Consider the following 16,770-nt stretch of genomic DNA (forward strand, 5'->3'; position numbering starts at 1 on the left):
GATCAGGGGAGCAGCGGCGTGGCGACCTCGACGCGGCCGTCGCGCACGCGGACCGGATAGCTGCGCACGTCCTCGGTCACCGGGCCGCCGCAGGCTGCACCGGTGCAGATGTCGAACAGGCCCTGGTGCAGCGGGCATTCGATGCGGCCGTCTTCGACGTAGCCGTCGGACAGCCGGGCGTTGCCATGCGTGCACAGGTCGTGCAGCGCATGCAGCGACTCCCCTTGCCGGAACATAGCAATCGGCATGCCACCGGCCACGACGGGCCAGACCGCGCCGTCGGGGAAGTCGTCGGGCGCGCCCACGTCGGTCCAGGTCGCGGGTTGGAGGACGGTGGTGGTGCTCATGTCAAATGTCCATGGCGCTGACGCGCCACCAGCGGTCCACGCAGCCGGCTCGCAAGCCAATGGTCCAAAGGCCGCGGAGCAGGCCATGCGGGCAGACGCCGCGGAACGGGCTCTGCCCGGCCGCTGGCGGCGCCCCCTTGAGGGGGGATGGAACTTCTACACGCAGTGAGAAGTTCAAACGGGGGTGTTTTCATATCGGGGTGGCGAGGAGGGTGATGACGCGCGAGGTGTCGTAGACGACCCGGCGCTGGGCGTAGCGCCAGCCGGCCGGCGTGCGCACGATGCGGTCCAGGTAGCGGCCGGCCTGGTAGACGAAGCTCTCGCCGTTGGTGCGGGTCTGGACGACGACGTAGCTCGATTCGGCCTGCACGCTGCCGTCGCCGTGCGGGGCGAGTACCAGACCGCTGGTCATGTGGCGGCAGCTGTGGTCCTCGTAGATGCTGGCGTGGCGCAGCGAGACCACGCGGTCGCGCAGCATGCGCTGGTTGGTGCAGTGGATGAGGCCGATGGGCAGGCCCAGGTCGGCGTTCTCCCGGGGCACGATCTCGTAGAGGCAGTCCTCGGTGAACAGCGTGGTCCATTCCTCCAGGCGGTCGTTGTCCAGCGCGGCGCAGTAGCGCTCGTTCAGCTGGTGGATCTCGAACCAGAGCAGCAGGCTGTCGAGCGATGGGGTGGTGGCGGTGGTGGTGCGTTCTGCCAGCGTCGTCGTCATCTCAATACCCCATGAGCTGTTGGTAGCCGGTCCAGAACTTGCGGATCAGGTTCTCGGTGACCATGGTGTCCTCGCGCGTGGGGTCGGAGCGGCCCAGCTCGATGACCGAGGTGGCGTCGGCATCGCGGGCCGTGCCGCGCTGCACCAGCTCGGTGGCCTCGGTGTCTTCCATGGAGATGTAGCCGGCCGGGCCGACCAGGTTGGCCTGCTTGATGCGCAGCGCGCGCAGCTCTGGCGTGTCGTCGGCGTAGCCGAAGAAGTGGAAGACCAGCTCGAATTCGCCGGGCCCCTTGGGCAGCACCTGGCGCGCCACCAGCGTGTTGTGGATCTGCTGCAGCACGAGCTGCGGGAAGATGGTCTGGATGTGGTTGGTGCAGTCTTCCTCGAATTCCGAGACGAAGCCCAGCACCGAGTCGTCCTCGAGGTGGAAGCCCTCGTCCATGGAGCGGATGGCCTGCTGCTTGTAGGCCGTGGCGGTGTCGCTCTCGTCGGCCTTGGTGGCCGTGATGATGCTGTGCAGGCCGTGCCGCGCGTCGGCGATGGAGCGCGCCTTCATGCCCACGCGGAAGATGTTGAAGGTGGTGTGGAACAGGTGCAGCAGGCTGGCGTGGTACGGGTCCTTGACGTTCTCGTAGTAGAGCTTCCAGTTCGAGCGCGCATACTGGCGCGTGCAACCGAGGTAGACCACCGGCTTGTGCATGACGCGGTCGACCCAGGGCGCCATCTGCGGGCCGATGTACTCGGCCAGGGGCGGTGCGGCGTCGCTGAAGCTGGCGAACACCAGGCCCTGGTAGCTTTCGGCGCGCAGCTGGCGCAGGCCGTGGTTCCTGGGGTCGAAGTCGGCCGGCATGCCGGGCGCGCCGTCCTTGCCGCGGCGGAACGGCACACCCTGCAGGTTGCCGCGCGCGTCGAAGCTCCACTGGTGGTAGACGCAGGTGTGCGTCCTCGCGTTGCCTCGCGCATGGCGGCAGACCATGGCGCCGCGGTGCGCACAGCGGTTGACCCAGGCGGCCACGCCGCCGTCGTCCAGGCGCGTGACGACGACCGGGGTGTCGCCCACGAACGTGCTCTTGTAGTCGCCGGCATGGGGGATCTCCGCGTCCAGCGCGACGAAGCTCCAGGTCGGGCCGCGGTAGATGCGTTCCTGCTCGCGCTCGAACACCTGCTGCGAACTGAACACGGCGTAGGGCACGCGCGAGCCATCGGGCTGCGGAAAGTGCACCAGGGCGGCCGCCTCGGCCGTGGCTTTGATCGATTTCAGTGCACTGATGTCGACGGGATGGTTCATGCGGGGGTCCTGTGGCGGTGCGCCGCACGGTGGCAGCGCGTGGAAGCCATTCTTCGAAGACCGGGGGGCGTCTGGCGATCCGCTTCGCGCAGGGGCGGGCGGCGCCTGTCCGCTTTGCGCAGCGATCTGCGGCCACCGCGTGCTGGCGCGCTTCTTGCGCCAGACCACGCCGTGTTGACCAGCCAGACATCCCGTCCAGCCGCCTGCGCCGTGTTCGAGCCCGCGCTGCTGCGCGCGCGCCGCCTGTTCGAGTCCGAGGACCTGGAGGACACGCGCACGCGCATCTCGCGCGTGATGCAGCCCCACGGCCTGCAACCCATCGCGCGGCCGCGCGGCGGCCGGGCCCACATGGACTACCTCAACGTGGGCGGCATCGGCATCGGCACCATCGCCTTCGGCGAGGCCATGCGCGTGGACGTGGCGCACGTGGAGGACTACCACCTGCTGATGTTCTGCCTGCGCGGCCAGGCCGACACGCTGGTGGGCGGCCAGGCCCTGCAGACGCGCGGCCTGCAGGGCATGGCCTGCGCGCCGGGCGAGCGCTTCGTGGCCGCGCTGTCGGCCGATGCCGAGCAGCTGGTGCTGCGGCTGGACCGCCGCATGCTGGAGGCGCACGCGGGCCGCGCGATCCGCTTCGACGCCGCGTTCGATCTGCGCCGGCCGGCCTTGCAGGCCTGGCTGCAGCAACTGCAGCTGCTGCTCAATGCCGAGCCCATGCTGGCGGCCGTGCAGGCGCACCCGCTGGTGGCGCTGGAGATGGAGCGCCTGCTGGTGCAGCTGCTGCTGGCCGGCCAGCCCTGGGAGGAAGTGCCGACCGCGCCCGTCGTGCGGCCGGGGCAGGGCGGCCGCGCCTGCGTGCGCCGAGCCGAGGCCTACATGCGCGAGCACGCCGACGCGCCGCTGCGCATGGGCGACATCGCCGAGGCCGCCGGCGTGTCCGTGCGCACGCTGCAGGACGCCTTCCAGCGCGAGCGCGCCTGCACGCCCATGGCGTACCTCCGCGCGCTGCGGCTCGACGTGGCGCACCGCCGGCTGCGCGAACCGCAGGCCGGCACCACGGTGGCCACGGTGGCGCTGGACTGCGGCTTCACGCACCTGGGCCGCTTCGCCCAGGCCTATGCGCAGCGCTTCGGCGAGGCGCCCTCGGCCACGCTGCGCCAGCGGGCTTGAGACCGCGGCTCAGGGCGCGGTGGCGATGCGGCGCAGGGCCTGCGCGTCGAGGATGGCGATGCGCTTGTAGCTGAGCTCGATCACGCCTTGCGCGACCAGGCGCCCCAGTTCCTTGTTGATGGTCTGGCGTGACAGCGTGAGCATGGAGGCCAGGTCGTTCTGCGACAGCCGCACGCGCAGGTCCAGCCCACCCTCGTCCTGCTGGGCACCGTAGAGTTCCGCCAGACTCAGCAGCGTGGCCGCCACGCGGCCGGGCACGGGCGCCAGCATCTGGTTCTGCAACAGCGCGATGCTCTGGCGCTGGCGCCGCAGGCCCAGCCGGGCCACGCCGCGCCACAGCACGGGCTCGGCGTCGAGCACGGCGACCACGGCGTCGCAGGGCAGGTGCACGATGACCGAGTCCTCGTGGGCGTGGTAGTCGTAGGGCAGCGGCACGTCCTCGAGCAGGCGCACCAGCGGTGCCACCTGGCCGGGACCCAGCAAGGCATTGACGTACTTGCGGCCGTGCCGGCTGCTGCTGCTGATCTCCAGGCAGCCCGAAACCACGGCCATCAGCTCGCGCCGGAGCGGATCCTGCGACAGCAGCTGCGTGCGCCGCGTGTAGCGCTCCAGCCGCGCCGAGCGCATGAGCTCGTCCAGCCGCTGGTCCGGCCAGCTGCTGAACAGTTCGATCAGACGCAGCCCGCGCGCGATCAGCGCGCGGCTGTCGGTGGCTTCGTCGGGGATGGGCAAGGGGGGCATCACAGGGTTCTCCCGGGCGCGATGTTCGCAAATCTGTCAATGCGTTGACAGATTCGTTCGGCGGGCATTTCTATCGTTGGGCGCACTACAGACCAACGGAGACAAGACGGATGAACAAGACAGCCGGCGCGGTGATCGCGCTCGCGGCGTGGGGCGGTGCCTGGGCGCAGGGCAACGTGGCGATCTACGGCACGGTCGATCTGGCGCTGACGCGGGCCACTTCGGGCGGTGCCGCGACCACGGGCCTCAAGGAGGGCGGCCACACCGCATCGCGCATTGGTTTTCGCGGCACCGAGGACCTGGGCGGCGGCCTCGATGCGCACTTCCTGCTGGAGGCCGGTTACGACCCCGAGACCGGCGCCGGCACGCTGCCCGGCCCGGGCCTGGCGTTCTCGCGCCAGGCCTTCGTGGGCATCTCCGGCCCCTGGGGCCAGATCGACGCGGGCCGCATGTACACGCCGATGTTCTACACGTTGTTCCGGGCCGATCCCTACGGCGTGAACGCCGTGTTCTCGCCGCTGAACCTGGTGTCGGTCACCGATGCGCAGCCCGGCATCAGCCCCTTCGCGGCGCGCGCCAGCGGCATGCTGCGCTACCGCACACCAGCCAGCAGCCCCTTCCTCGCGGACATCGCCTATGCACCCAGCAAGGCATCGGAGCCGAGCCGGCGCAGCGGCGAGTTCAAGGGCGCCACCTTCGGCTGGTCGGCCAAGCCCTGGTATGTGGCCTATGGCTTTCAGCGTGCGCGCTCCGGCAGCGGGGCGGCACCGGTGGCCGTGCCGGCGGTGACGACCTACCACGCGCTCAGCGCGAGCTACCAGTTGGCCGATCTGACGCTCTACGCCCATGCCATGCGCACCACGGTCCGCCATGCGGCGGCGCCCGATGCACGCCTGCTGAGCCTGGGAGCCTCCTACCCCGTGACGCCGTTCTCCAGCCTCGTCCTCGAAGCCGCCCAGCGCAAGCTCAGCGGCAGCGAGCGCGCGCAGCTGGCCTGGACGCTGGGCTACGACCACCACCTGAGCAAGCGCACGGCGCTGTACGCGCGCTGGCTGGGGCTGGCCAACCGCGGCGGCGCCTCGGCCACGCTGGCCGGCGTGCCCGTCGTGGCCGACAGCGGCAACGGCGTGCGCGTGCTGGCCGCCGGCATCCGCCACAACTTCTGAACCGGAGCCCATCGCATGGACCTCTTCGCATCCCAGGACGCCGGGCTGTCCGCCCTGTTCGCACCGCGTTCGATCGCGGTGGTCGGCGCCTCGACCAGCGCGCAGAAGATCGGCGGCATCCCCATCGACTACCAGCGCCGCTTCGGCTTCGACGGCGCCGTGTACCCCGTCAACCCGCATGCCGAGCGCATCCAGGAGCTGCCGGCCTGGCCCAGCGTGCAGGCCATCGGCCGGCCGGTGGACCTGGCCATCCTGGCCGTGCCCGCGCCGCTCGTGGACAGTGCCTTCGACGACGCCGTGCAGGCCGGTGCCAAGGGCGTGGTGCTGTTCTCCTCGGGCTTCGCCGAGGTCGGCGCCGAGGGCGCGGCGGCGCAGGCCCGCCTGGGTGCCAGGGCGCGCGCGGCCGGCGTGCGGCTGATCGGGCCGAACTGCCTGGGCTTCATGAACGTGGCGCGCCATGTGTACGCCACCTTCTCACCGGCGCCCAACGTGGGCCGCGTGCAGCCCGGCCGCATCGGGCTGGTCAGCCAGTCGGGTGCGTTCGGCGCCTACGCCTATGCGATGGCGCGCGCGCGCGGCGTCGGCCTGTCGCTGTGGGCCACCACCGGCAACGAGGCCGACGTGCAGCTGGCCGACTGCCTGGCCTGGCTCGCGCAGGACCCGGGCACCGACGTGATCATGGGCTACATCGAGGGCTGCCGCGACGGCCCGCGGCTGCGCGCCGCGCTGGCGCTGGCGCAGGCGGCGGGCAAGCCGGTGGTCATGGTCAAGGTCGGCAGCACCGCGCTCGGCGCACAGGCCGCGGCCTCGCACACGGCCGCGCTGGCCGGCGACGACGCCGTCTACGACGCGGTGTTCCGCCGCTATGGCGTGTTGCGCGCCCGCACGCTGACCGAGTTCTTCGACCTGGCCCACAGCGCGGCCGTGGCCGGGCGTCCGCGCGACCGTTCGATCGGCCTGTTCACGCTGTCGGGCGGCGTCGGCGCGCTGATGGCCGACGACGCCTCGGCCCAGGGCCTGGACGTGCGGCCGCTCGGCCAGGCCGCGCAGGACCGCCTGCGCGACTGGGTGCCGTTCGCGGCGCCGCGCAACCCGGTGGACATCACGGGCCAGGTCACGAACGACCTCTCGCTCATGGAGCGTGCCGCGCGCCTGATGCTGGACGACCAGCGCTTCGCCTCGTGGATGGGCTTCCTCGCGGCGGCCGGCGCATCGGACGCGTTCTGGCCCGTGCTGCGCTCGCTGGTGGCTGCCCTGCGCGAGGCCTATCCCGACACGCTGCTGGCCGTCAGCACGCTGCTGGCGCCCGAGCGCCGCGCCGAGCTGGAGGCCATGCGCTGCCTGGTGTTCGCGGACCCGTCGGACGGCATCCGCACGGTCGCGGCGCTGGCGGGCCTGCCCGCGCCTGGCGCGGTGGCGCCGGTCGCGGCGTCCACGGGCCCTGCGCTGGCGCTGGCGCCCGGCGCGCTGTCCGAGCCGGCCGCGCTCGCGCTGCTGGCCGAGGCCGGCGTGCCCGTGGTGGCCCACCGCGTGGTGCACAGCGCCGACGCGGCCACGGCGGCGGCCGAGGCCCTGGGCGGCAGGGTGGCGTTGAAGATCGTCAGCGCCGGCATCGCGCACAAGTCCGACGTGGGCGGCGTGGCGCTGGGCTTGCAGGGCGCGGCGCAGGTGCGTGCCGCGTTCGAAGCCACGCGCGCCAGCGCCCGGGCCGCACTGCCCGCGGCGCGGCTGGACGGCGCGCTCGTGGCCCGCATGGTGGAGGGCGGCGGTGTGGAGTGCATCGCCGGCGTGCACCGCGACCCGGTGTTCGGTCCCATCCTCATGTTCGGCCTGGGCGGCATCCATGTGGAGACGCTGCGCGACGTGGTGCTGCGCCCGCTGCCGCTGGCGCCCGGCGATGCGCAGGCCATGCTCGGCGAGCTGCGCGGCGCCGCCATCCTGGACGGCGCGCGCGGCCGCCCGCCGGTGGACCGGGACGCCCTGGCCGCCGCGCTGCAGGCCCTCGCGGACTTCGCGCTGCGCGCCGGCGACACGCTGGCCAGCGCCGAGATCAATCCGCTGATCGCGCGGCCGGTGGGCGAGGGCGGCTGCGTGGCCGTGGACGCGCTCATCGTCGGGAGCGCCGCATGACGCGCCGCCGCCATCTTCTGCACGGCGCCCTCGCGCTGCTGCCCCTGGGCAGGCTCGGCACGGCAGGTGCCGCCGACCCCGACTACCCGTCCAAGCCGATCCGCATCGTCGTGCAGTACCAGCCCGGCGGCTCGACCGACACGCTCGCGCGCTTGCTGGCCGAAGGCCTGGCCAAAAAGCTGGGCCAGCCCGTGGTGGTGGAGAACCGCAGCGGCGCGGGCGGCATCATCGGCACCGACCATGTGGCCAAGAGCGCGCCCGACGGCCACACGCTGCTGCTGACCACGCCGGCCCCGGTGGCCGCCAACCTTGCGCTGTACGGCAAGCTGCCCTACGACCCGCGCACCGACCTGCGCATGGTCTCGGACGTCGCGACCATGCGCACCGTGCTCGCGGTCCATCCCTCGGTGCCCGCGCAGGACGTCAAGAGCCTGCTGGCCGTGCTGCGGCAGGCCCCGGGCCGCTACGCCATGGGATCCTGGGGGCCCGGCACGCAGCCGCACCAGATCCAGGTCTACATGGACAGGACCTACGGCCTCAAGACCCTGCACGTGCCCTACAAGGGCGAGGGACCGATGGCGATCGACCTGATCGCCGGCACCATCCAGATGACCGTGGGCTCGGTCACCACGCTGCAGCCCTACATCGCCGCCGGCAAGCTGCGCGCGCTGGCCGTGGCCGGCCCGCGGCGCGCACGGGCGCTGCCCGCGGTGCCGACCTTTGCCGAGCAGGGCTACCCCGACGAGGTCTACGCCCAGACCGGGCCGACCTCGCTGATGGTGCCGGCCCGCACGCCCGACGCGGTGGTGGCGAGGCTCGGCCGCGCGGTGGCCGATGTCGTGCACCAGCCCGAAGTCAGCCGCCGCATCGAGGAACTCGGCGCCGAGCCGGTCGGCAACACGCCCGAGGAGGCGGACGCCGCCTACCGCCAGTCGCTGCCCCTCGCGCTGCGGCTGATCCAGGCCACCGGCGTGAAGCTGGACTGAACCCAGATTCAGCAGTTGACCGCTCGCAGCCCTTTGGAACGCCGCATGAACACGGGACTTGACCCCTTCGATTGCCCTCACCTTGTGGGTGAGGCCGCTATGCACCCGCCGGCACCGCGCTCGCCGCGCCATGCGGCGTTGCTCCTCCTTGCGCACAGGAGTGCGCCGCGTCGTCGCGCCTTGCCTGGCACGCCGATCACGGCACCGTCAAGCGCATCCAACTGCCGAATCTAGGTTGAACACCCCACACCAGGAGACACCCCCATGAGCACCACACCCACGGCCACCGCGCTGGCCGCGGCACGCCAGGCCCAGGCCCGCGCCATCGGCCTGTCGGCCTTCGTCTACGGCTACCCGCTGGTCGAGTCCTTCCGCACCTGCCGGCTGCAGACCTCGGCGGCGACGGCCGGGCCCGACCAGGGCTCGGACGCGCGCCGGCCGATCGACCAGCTGCACCACAGCCCGCGCCCCTCGACCGACCAGGACCGCGACATCGTCACGCCGGCCAACGACCTGCTCTACAGCACGGGCTGGATCCACCTGGGCGACGGGCCGCGCCTGCTGACGGTACCCTCCTCGGCCGCGCACCCGGGCCGCTACTTCGTGCTGGCGCTGTACGACGCGTACACCGAGAACTTCGAGAATCTCGGCCCGCGCAATTGCGCGCCCGCGGGCGAGACGGTGGTGCTGGTGGGCCCCGGCAGCCAGGTGCCCGAGGCGCTGGCCGGCCACCGCGTGGTGCGCTGCCCGACCACGCTGGTCTGGCTGATCGGCCGCATCCTGGCCGGCGACGAGGCCGACTGGCCGGCCGCGCGTGTGCTGCAGGCCGGCATCGCGCTCGCGCCCGCGCCGGGCACGCCGACCGGGCGGCGGCCGCGCGCCGTCGAGGACTGGGAGGGCGCGCCGGTCGACGCCATGGCCGCCTGCTTCGAGCAGGGCCAGCCGGCCGCGCAGGTGGCACCGCTGTTCTTCGCCAACCTGTGCCGCGCGCTCGCCGACGCGCCGGGCCGCACCGAGGACCAGGGGCTGCTGGCCTGGTTCGGCCAGGCCGGTCTGGTGGCCGGCCCCCACCTGGCCTGGGACGGCATCGACCCGCCGCTGCGCGCCGGCCTGGTCGAGGGCTTCGCCGAGGGCGTGGCGCTGGTCGCGGCCGCCGCGCGCAGCCGGCGCGCGCGGCCCTGGGTGCTGGCCTCGCGCGCGGGCCGCTATGGCAGCGACTACCTCACACGCGCGCTGACCGCCTACATCGGCCTGGGCGCGCTGGCCACCGACGAGGCGCTGTACGGCGCCGGCCACTTCGACGCCGGGCACGCGCCGCTGGACGGGCGCCGCCGCTACCGTCTGCGCTTCGCGGCCGACGAGATGCCGCCGGCCGATGCGTTCTGGTCGGTCACGCTGTACGACGCCGACCGCTTCCTGTACCGCAACGCGGCACGCCGCCATTCCATCGGCGACCGCACGCCGGGCCTGCAGCGCGAGGCCGACGGCAGCCTGCAGATCGACTTCTGCCACGCGCCGCCGGCGCGCACCAGCAACTGGCTGCCCACGCCGGCCGGCCCGTTCTACCTGATCCTGCGGCTGTACCACCCGCGCGAGGGTGTGCGCAGCTGGCGCATTCCGGCCTTGCAGGTGCAGGAGGACTGACGATGGCCGACACCGACCTGGACCGCACGCTGGCCGACGAGGCCGTGCTCGCCACCTATCCGCTGTACGAGATGTGCCGCATGCGGGCCGCCACTTCGCCGCGGCGCACCGAGGCGGCCGGTGCTGCGCCCGAGGGCCGGCGCTGGTGCAACGTGTTCACGCATGCGCGCGAGCTGCTGCGCGCCGGCAAGAGCCGCGTGGTCACGCCCAACAACGACACGCTGTACACCAACGCCTGGCTCGACCTCGGTGCGGGGCCGCTCGTGCTCGAGGTGCCCGACACGGCCGGGCGCTACTACGTGCTGGGGCTGCTGGACTTCTACACCGAGCCCTTTGCCCACATCGGCCAGCGCTGCACCGGCACGCAGGCGCGGGCCTTCCTGATCACGCCGCCGGGCTGGACGGGCGCACTGCCGGCCGGCTTCGACGCGCCCGGCGCGCACATCGCGGCGCCCACGCGCTGGCTGTGGATCATCGGCCGCATCCTGGTCGACGGTCCGCAGGACCTGCCCGCCGTGCATGCGCTGCAGGACGGCTTCACTGTGCGTCCGTTGGCCGACTGGCAGGCCGGCATGGGCGGTGCCACGCCGCGGCCATTGGCCTTCGACCCGGCCTGCGACCCCAAGGCGCAGCTGGATGCCGAGGGCTTCGCCGCGCAGGTCGGCCGGGCGCTGCGCGAGAACCCGCCGCCCGCGCACGAGGCCGCCCGCTTCGCACGTTACGCGGCGCTGGGCATCGCTGCGGACGCCGGCCCGCTGACCGCAGCGCAGCGTGCCGCGCTGCAGGCCGCGCTGGACCGGGTGCTGCCGGCCCTGCGCGCCCGGCAGGCCGGCGAGGTGAGCCCGGCCGGCTGGACGCTGATGCCCGTGGTCGAGGGCAGCTTCGGCGGCGACCACCTGCTGCGCGCGCTGGTGGCGCTCAAGTACATCGGCATGCTGGAGAGCCGCGAGGCGACCTACCCGATCGCCTGGCGCGACGGCGCGGGCCAGGCGCTGGACGGCAGCCGCTGCTACCGGTTGCATTTCGCGCCCGGCGCGCTGCCGCCGGTCGATGCGTTCTGGTCGATCACGCTCTACGACAGCCGCGACTACATGCTGGTCGACAACCCGATCGACCGCTACGCCATCGGCGACCGCACGCCCGGCCTGCAGCGTGACGCCGATGGCGGCCTCACGCTGCACATCGCGCACGCGCCGCCTGCCGACCCGGCCGCGCGCGCCAACTGGCTGCCGGCGCCACCCGGCGGCTTCTACCTGTGCCTGCGCGCCTACCTGCCGCGCGCCGAGCTGCTGGACGGGCGCTATGCGCTGCCGCCCGTCACCCCCATGGAGGAAAAAGCATGAACACCGAGACCGCCGAGAAGCCCTTTTTGATCGTCGGCAGCGGCACCGAGACCGTGGCGCCGGGCCTGCACATCCTGCGCGGCCAGGGCCAGTCCTTCGTGGCCGAGACCGACGTCGGCCTGGTCGTCGTCGACACCGGGCCGGGCGGCGCGGTCACGCAGGGCATGGTCGAGGCCGTGCGGCAGCTGTCCGACGCACCGCTGCACGCGCTGTGCTTCAGCCACGGCCACATCGGCTACAACGCCGGCCTGCCGCAGTGGCTGGCCCATGCGGCCGAACGCGGCGAGCCGCCGCCACGCGTGATCGCGCACCGCAACGTGCGCCGCCGCCTGGCGCGCTACCGCGAGACGCATGCGCTGCAGCAGCGCATGGCCGAGATCCAGTTCAAGCGTCGGCCGGGCTTCTTCGAGCACCGCATGCCCCTGCACGCGCCGACCGAGACCTTCGACGAGGTGCTGGCCATCGGCCAGGGCCTGCAGCGCGTGGAGCTGCGCTGGGCGCCCTCGGAGACCGACGACGCGATCGCGCTGTGGAGCCCGGCGCAGCGCGTGCTGTACGGCGGCGCGGCACTGATCGACTCCATCCCCAACATCGGCACGCCGTTCCGCACGCTGCGCGACACGGTGCGCTGGGCCGACACGCTGGAGGCGCTGGCCGGCCTGGGCGCGCGGCTGGCGGTGCGCGAGTTCGGTCCCACCATCGACGGCGAGGACCAGGTACGGCAGGTGCTCGCGCACACGGCCCGGGCGCTGCGCTGGTTGCGCGCCGAGGTCGTGCGCGGCATGAACGAGGGCCTGGGCGAGCGCGAGCTGCTGGCGCGCATCCGCTTTCCCGACGAGTTGTTCGGCGTGCCCTGGATGAAGCCCTCCTACGGCGACCCCAGCTACATCGTGCGCGACATCTACCGCTCGGAGAACGGCTGGTGGGACCGCAACCCGACCTCGCTGCACCCCGAGCCGCCCGAGGCCGTGGGCCAGGCCGTGGCCGATGCGATCGCCGACAAGGGCGCCGTGCTGCGCCACGCCCGCGCGCTGGCCACGCAGGGCCGCACCCAGCTGGCGCTGCACGTGGTCGACCTGCTGGCCACGGCCGGCGGCGATGCGCCCGAGATCGCCGAGGCCCGCACGCTCAAGGCCGGCTGGCTGCGCGCGCGGGCGGGAGAGGTGCAGAGCTACGTCTCGCGCAACCTGTACCAGGTCAGCGCCGACATGCTGGAGCAGGGCACACAAGCGAGGTTCAGCATCCGATGAAGACGCACACGAGGAGACAAACCATGCACCGTTGGCTCACCCGCTGGGCGCCGCTGGCGATCGCCGCATGCGGCGCGCTGCTGCCACCGGCTCCGGCCGCCGCGGCCGAGGGCTATCCCGACAAGCCCGTCACGCTGGTGGTGCCGACCGCCCCGGCCGGCGGCACCGACACCATCGCGCGCGTGATGGCCGACGCGCTGGGCCGGCGGCTGGGCCAGAGCTTCGTGGTCGACAACCGGCCCGGCGCCAACGGCATCCTGGGCGTGGAGGCCGGCGCGCGGGCCGCGCCCGACGGCTACCGGTTGCTGTTCACCTACGCGGCCTCGGTGGCCGTCAACCCCAGCCTGTACCGCAAGCTGCCGTTCGACCCGCAGAAGGACCTGGTGCCCATCGCCCAGGTCGGGCGCGGCGGCAACCTGTTGCTGGTGCGCAAGGACCTGCCGGTCAGGACGCTGCAGGAGTTCGTGGACTACGCGAAGGCGCGGCCCGACAAGCTCAGCTACTGCTCCTGGGGCGCGGGCTCGGGCGGGCACCTGGCGATGGAAAGCCTCAAGAAGCAGGCCGGCATCGTGATGGTCCACGTGCCCTACAAGGGCAGCAGTCCCTGCGTGAACGACCTGATGGGCGGGCAGGTGGACGCGGCCTTCGCTGACACCTCGTCCACGGTGGAGATCGTGCGCGCGGGCCGCCTGAAGGCGCTGGCCAACAGCGGCCCCTCGCGCCTGCCCATGCTGCCGGATGTGCCGACCATGACGGAGGCCGGCTTTCCGTTCCGCAACTACGCCTGGTATGGCCTCTTCGCGCCGGCGAAGACGCCGCCCGCGGTCGTGGCCAAGCTCAACGCGGCCGTGAACGCGGCGCTGCAGGAGCCCGCCGTGGTCCAGCGCCTGCGCGAGCTGAACTTCACCGACCTACCGCAGACCACGCCCGAGCAGTTCGCCGCCACCATCGCGCAGGACCTGCGCGACTGGGCTGCGCTGGTCAAGTCCATCGGCCTGCAGCTGGAATGAGGGCTACAGATCCAGCACCAGCACTGCGCTCTTGGCGCGCGAGCAGCAAGGCGTGAACTGGTCGTTCGCGGCCTTCTCGGCGTCGGTGAAGTACAGGTCGCGGTGCTCGCACTCACCCTCGAGCACGCGCGTGACGCAGGTCCCGCAGACGCCTTGCTCGCAGGAGGTCATGATCTCGATGCCGTGCGCAAGCAGGGCCTGCACCACGCTCTGGTCCTTGGCCACGGTGACGCTCTGGCCGCTGCTGGCGATGCGCACGGTGAAGCTGCCGTCGCCGCTGGTGTCCTGCGGCGCGGCACCGAAGTACTCGAGGTGGACGTTGGCCTGGTCCCAGCCCTGGGCCTTGGCCGTGCCGACCACATGGTCGATGAAGCCGGCCGGGCCGCAGACGTAGACATGGGTGCCGGCCGCGGGCGTGGCCAGCAAGCGCGCGGCATCGAGCTTCTGCGCGGCATCGCCGTCGTCGAAGTGGAAGTGCACGCGCTGCGCCCAGGGCGCGGCGGCGATCTCGGCGCGGAAGGCCGTGCGCTCGGCCGAACGCGCGCAGTAGTGCAGTTCGAAATCGGCGGAGAGCGTCGCCAGGCGCTGTGCCATGCACAGCAGCGGCGTCACGCCGATGCCGCCGGCCAGCAGCAGCGTGCGCTCGGCGCGCACCAGCGGGAAGTGGTTGCGCGGCGTGCTGATGGTCAGCACGTCGCCTTCCTGCACCTGCGCGTGCATGCCTTGCGAGCCGCCGCGCGAGGCCGCGTCGCGCAGCACGGCGATGCGGTAGCGGTGCGACTCCTGGTCGTCGTTGCACAGCGAGTACTGTCGCGTCAGGCCGCCGGGGATCTGCACGTCGATGTGCGAGCCCGCGCTGAAGGCCGGCAGCGGGCCGCCGTCCACGCGCGCGAGTTCGAAGCTGGCGATGTCCTGCGCCTCCTGCGTCTTGCGCAGGACCTTGACGGTGAGCTGGTCCATCTCAGGCCGCCTGCTTCTCGGGCGTGGCGGCCGTCTGCTCGGCCGCGATCATCTTGTCGAGCAGCTTGCGCGACTGCACGCCGCCCGCGTCGATGTTGAGCATCAGCAGCCGGCGCCCGGGGTGCAGCAGCATGTTGGCCTGCTGCGCTTCGAGCACGGCCATGTCCTCGGCGAAGACCTTGGCCTGGCCTTCGCGGATCTGCGCCGTGAGCGCCTTGTCCTTGACGTTGAAGTTGCGCGCCATGCCCCAGAAGTACCAGTGCGAGGTCTCGGTCTCGGGCGTGATGAAGTCCACCACGATGCTGTAGACCTTCTGGTCCGCTGGCGCGTGGTAGCCGCCCTGGCCGGCCAGTGCCACGCCGACCTCGATCATGATGTGGCTGGGGGGCGTGAAGCGGCAGACCTGCCAGCGGTCCACGGGCTGGTCGTCGGGCAGGTGGTTGCCGCGCAGGTTGGCGCGCCAGAAGGGGGGGGCCATCACCTTGTCCATGAAGCGGCTCGTGACGACCTGGCCGTTCTCCACCTTGGTGGTGACCGGCGTCTCGTCGATCTCCTTCTGGCCGATGCTGGTGGCGTGCACGTAGGTCTCGTGCGTGAGGTCCATCAGGTTGTCGATCATGAGCCGGTAGTCGGCCTGGATGTGGTACAGCCCGCCGCCATAGGCCCAGTCGGGGTTCTCGGCCCATTCCAGGTGGTGGATGGCGGCCGGGTCGGCCAGCGCCGCGTCGCCGGGCCAGACCCAGATGAAGCCGTAGCGCTCGACCACCGGGAAGGCGCGGATCTTGGGAAAGCCCGCCGTGCGCTGGCCCGGCATGGAGACGGTCTTGCCATCGCAGCCCATCACCAGGCCGTGGTAGCCGCAGACCAGCTGGCCTTCGCAGACGCTGCCCAGCGAGAGCCGGGCGCCGCGGTGCGGGCAGAAATCCTCCAGCGCGGCGACCTGGCCGTCGGCACCGCGGTAGAACACGATGTGCTCGCCGCAGATCTGGCGGCCCAGGGGTTTTGCGTCGATCTCGTCGGGTGTGCAGGCGACGTACCAGGTGTTGCGCGGGAACATGCGGTCTCCGTGGGTGGCAAATAATTAGGGTTCCAATGTATACCGATTTCTGGGAAATAGGGTAAGAATGGCTGAATTGGAGAGAAATACTCGGATGAATGTATACATCGACACGGATGATCGCGAAGGCGCAGACCAGGGTGGTTCGCAGTCGCTGCGCGCCCAGCGGCAGCTGCGCGAGCTGATCCTGGCGGGCGAGCTGGCACCTGGGGCGCGCATCGCCGAGGTGGCGCTGGTCGAGCGTGTCGGTGTCTCGCGCACGCCGATCCGCGCCGCGTTGCTGCGGCTCGAGCAGGAGGGCTTGCTGCAGGCCTTGTCGGGCGGCGGCTATGCGGTCCGTGTGTTTTCCGAGCGCGAGGTGGCCGATGCCATCGAGCTGCGCGGCACGCTGGAAGGCTTGTCGGCCCGGCTGGCGGCCGAGCGCGGCGCGCCGCCCGAGGCGCTGGCGCAGGCCGGCGCGGCCCTGGACACCATCGACGCGGTGCTGCGCCACAGTGCACTCGACGATGCGCAGTGGCAGGACTACGTGGCGGCCAACGAGCTGTTCCACCACGTGTTGCACGGTATGTCCGGCAGCGCGGTGCTGGCGCGCGAGCTCGAGCGCGTGGTGCGGCTGCCGTTCGCCTCGCCTTCGGCCTTCGTCGTGCAGCAGGCCCATGCGCCGCAGGCGCGCGACATGCTGATCGTGGCGCAGGACCAGCACCGCCAGGTGCTGGACGCCATCGCGCGGCGCGAGGGCGCGCGCGCCGAGGCCATCCTGCGCGAGCACGCGCGCATCGCCCAGCGCAACCTGCGCGAGGCCATGGCCGCACCGCTGCCGGGCCGCGCGCCGGGCGTGCGGCTGGTCGTGCCCGAGGCCGCGCTGCCCGATCCCGTCGCCGAGCCACCCGCGCCACGCCGCCGCGGCCGGCCGCGTAAAGACGCCGCCACGGGGTGAAGCTCACGCACAATGCGCGACCGAAAGCG

15 protein-coding genes are annotated in these 16,770 nt (G+C 72.2%); 9 read left to right on the forward strand and 6 right to left on the reverse strand.

Going from position 1 to position 16,770, the window contains the following annotated elements; translation table 11 throughout:
• Window positions 1-2 precede the first annotated feature (2 nt).
• The 3 genes from IE209_RS13700 to andAc form a co-directional block, all read right to left on the reverse strand.
• A complete protein-coding gene (locus tag IE209_RS13700) occupies window positions 3-347 on the reverse strand; it encodes a non-heme iron oxygenase ferredoxin subunit (protein WP_189687518.1) in 345 nt (114 codons plus the stop codon).
• Window positions 348-537: 190 nt separating this feature from the next.
• Window positions 538-1,059: an anthranilate 1,2-dioxygenase small subunit AndAd gene (andAd, locus tag IE209_RS13705; RefSeq protein ID WP_189687519.1), complete on the reverse strand. Its 522-nt coding sequence runs from the start codon at window positions 1,057-1,059 to the stop codon at window positions 538-540.
• 1 nt (window position 1,060) lies between these two features.
• Entirely contained in the window at window positions 1,061-2,347 is a 1,287-nt protein-coding gene (gene andAc, locus IE209_RS13710) for an anthranilate 1,2-dioxygenase large subunit AndAc (RefSeq protein ID WP_189687520.1), read from the reverse strand.
• A 171-nt stretch (window positions 2,348-2,518) separates the two neighbouring features.
• Here andAc and andR point away from each other — a divergent pair, with 171 nt between their 5' ends.
• Window positions 2,519-3,517, forward strand: a complete 999-nt coding sequence (gene andR / locus IE209_RS13715; RefSeq protein ID WP_229882838.1) for an anthranilate 1,2-dioxygenase regulatory protein AndR — start codon at window positions 2,519-2,521, stop codon at window positions 3,515-3,517.
• Between the two features lie 9 nt (window positions 3,518-3,526).
• Here the strand turns inward: andR and IE209_RS13720 are convergent, their stop codons facing one another.
• A complete protein-coding gene (locus IE209_RS13720) occupies window positions 3,527-4,258 on the reverse strand; it encodes a Crp/Fnr family transcriptional regulator (protein WP_229882839.1) in 732 nt (243 codons plus the stop codon).
• A gap of 110 nt (window positions 4,259-4,368) precedes the next feature.
• Between IE209_RS13720 and IE209_RS13725 the strand changes: the two genes are divergently transcribed.
• The 7 genes from IE209_RS13725 to IE209_RS13755 all read left to right on the forward strand — a co-directional run bounded on the left by IE209_RS13725 (window position 4,369) and on the right by IE209_RS13755 (window position 13,787).
• Window positions 4,369-5,424 carry a porin gene (locus IE209_RS13725; protein ID WP_189687522.1) on the forward strand — a complete coding sequence of 352 codons (1,056 nt, stop codon included), beginning with the start codon at window positions 4,369-4,371 and terminating at the stop codon, window positions 5,422-5,424.
• 15 nt (window positions 5,425-5,439) lie between these two features.
• Entirely contained in the window at window positions 5,440-7,554 is a 2,115-nt protein-coding gene (locus tag IE209_RS13730; RefSeq protein ID WP_189687523.1) for an acetate--CoA ligase family protein, read from the forward strand.
• On the forward strand, window positions 7,551-8,540 hold the full coding sequence (locus tag IE209_RS13735) for a Bug family tripartite tricarboxylate transporter substrate binding protein (protein WP_189687524.1): 990 nt from the start codon (window positions 7,551-7,553) through the stop codon (window positions 8,538-8,540). Before IE209_RS13730 ends, IE209_RS13735 begins: the two co-directional genes overlap by 4 nt.
• A 264-nt stretch (window positions 8,541-8,804) precedes the next feature.
• Complete coding sequence (locus IE209_RS13740) at window positions 8,805-10,184, forward strand: DUF1254 domain-containing protein (protein ID WP_189687525.1); 1,380 nt, start codon at window positions 8,805-8,807, stop codon at window positions 10,182-10,184.
• A 2-nt stretch (window positions 10,185-10,186) separates the two neighbouring features.
• Complete coding sequence (locus tag IE209_RS13745) at window positions 10,187-11,527, forward strand: DUF1254 domain-containing protein (protein ID WP_189687526.1); 1,341 nt, start codon at window positions 10,187-10,189, stop codon at window positions 11,525-11,527.
• Window positions 11,524-12,777: an alkyl sulfatase dimerization domain-containing protein gene (locus IE209_RS13750; protein WP_189687527.1), complete on the forward strand. Its 1,254-nt coding sequence runs from the start codon at window positions 11,524-11,526 to the stop codon at window positions 12,775-12,777. The genes IE209_RS13745 and IE209_RS13750 overlap by 4 nt, the downstream gene beginning before the upstream one ends.
• 23 nt (window positions 12,778-12,800) lie before the next feature.
• The gene (locus IE209_RS13755; protein WP_189687528.1) at window positions 12,801-13,787 is read left to right on the forward strand and encodes a Bug family tripartite tricarboxylate transporter substrate binding protein; all 987 of its coding nucleotides are present in this window, start codon (window positions 12,801-12,803) and stop codon (window positions 13,785-13,787) included.
• A 3-nt stretch (window positions 13,788-13,790) separates the two neighbouring features.
• On the opposite strand, the gene IE209_RS13760 is transcribed toward IE209_RS13755, so the two are convergent.
• Window positions 13,791-14,747, reverse strand: a complete 957-nt coding sequence (locus tag IE209_RS13760) for a PDR/VanB family oxidoreductase (protein ID WP_189687529.1) — start codon at window positions 14,745-14,747, stop codon at window positions 13,791-13,793.
• A gap of 1 nt (window position 14,748) precedes the next feature.
• A complete protein-coding gene (locus IE209_RS13765; RefSeq protein ID WP_189687530.1) occupies window positions 14,749-15,804 on the reverse strand; it encodes an aromatic ring-hydroxylating dioxygenase subunit alpha in 1,056 nt (351 codons plus the stop codon).
• 94 nt (window positions 15,805-15,898) lie between these two features.
• Between IE209_RS13765 and IE209_RS13770 the strand changes: the two genes are divergently transcribed.
• Window positions 15,899-16,741, forward strand: coding sequence for a GntR family transcriptional regulator (locus IE209_RS13770; protein WP_189687531.1), 843 nt, complete (start codon window positions 15,899-15,901; stop codon window positions 16,739-16,741).
• The last annotated feature ends 29 nt before the right edge of the window (window positions 16,742-16,770 follow it).

The sequence above is a fragment of the Pseudorhodoferax aquiterrae genome, assembly GCF_014652235.1.
GTDB lineage: Bacteria > Pseudomonadota > Gammaproteobacteria > Burkholderiales > Burkholderiaceae_C > Pseudorhodoferax > Pseudorhodoferax aquiterrae.

What these genes read in the sequence shown, in the direction of transcription:
- IE209_RS13700 (WP_189687518.1), bottom strand. Translation starts at nt 347, where the DNA reads ATGAGCACCACCACCGTCCTCCAACCCGCGACCTGGACCGACGTGGGC.
- andAd (WP_189687519.1), bottom strand. Translation starts at nt 1,059, where the DNA reads ATGACGACGACGCTGGCAGAACGCACCACCACCGCCACCACCCCATCG.
- andAc (WP_189687520.1), bottom strand. Translation starts at nt 2,347, where the DNA reads ATGAACCATCCCGTCGACATCAGTGCACTGAAATCGATCAAAGCCACG.
- IE209_RS13720 (WP_229882839.1), bottom strand. Translation starts at nt 4,258, where the DNA reads ATGCCCCCCTTGCCCATCCCCGACGAAGCCACCGACAGCCGCGCGCTG.
- IE209_RS13725 (WP_189687522.1), top strand. Translation starts at nt 4,369, where the DNA reads ATGAACAAGACAGCCGGCGCGGTGATCGCGCTCGCGGCGTGGGGCGGT.
- IE209_RS13730 (WP_189687523.1), top strand. Translation starts at nt 5,440, where the DNA reads ATGGACCTCTTCGCATCCCAGGACGCCGGGCTGTCCGCCCTGTTCGCA.
- IE209_RS13735 (WP_189687524.1), top strand. Translation starts at nt 7,551, where the DNA reads ATGACGCGCCGCCGCCATCTTCTGCACGGCGCCCTCGCGCTGCTGCCC.
- IE209_RS13740 (WP_189687525.1), top strand. Translation starts at nt 8,805, where the DNA reads ATGAGCACCACACCCACGGCCACCGCGCTGGCCGCGGCACGCCAGGCC.
- IE209_RS13745 (WP_189687526.1), top strand. Translation starts at nt 10,187, where the DNA reads ATGGCCGACACCGACCTGGACCGCACGCTGGCCGACGAGGCCGTGCTC.
- IE209_RS13750 (WP_189687527.1), top strand. Translation starts at nt 11,524, where the DNA reads ATGAACACCGAGACCGCCGAGAAGCCCTTTTTGATCGTCGGCAGCGGC.
- IE209_RS13755 (WP_189687528.1), top strand. Translation starts at nt 12,801, where the DNA reads ATGCACCGTTGGCTCACCCGCTGGGCGCCGCTGGCGATCGCCGCATGC.
- IE209_RS13760 (WP_189687529.1), bottom strand. Translation starts at nt 14,747, where the DNA reads ATGGACCAGCTCACCGTCAAGGTCCTGCGCAAGACGCAGGAGGCGCAG.
- IE209_RS13765 (WP_189687530.1), bottom strand. Translation starts at nt 15,804, where the DNA reads ATGTTCCCGCGCAACACCTGGTACGTCGCCTGCACACCCGACGAGATC.
- IE209_RS13770 (WP_189687531.1), top strand. Translation starts at nt 15,899, where the DNA reads ATGAATGTATACATCGACACGGATGATCGCGAAGGCGCAGACCAGGGT.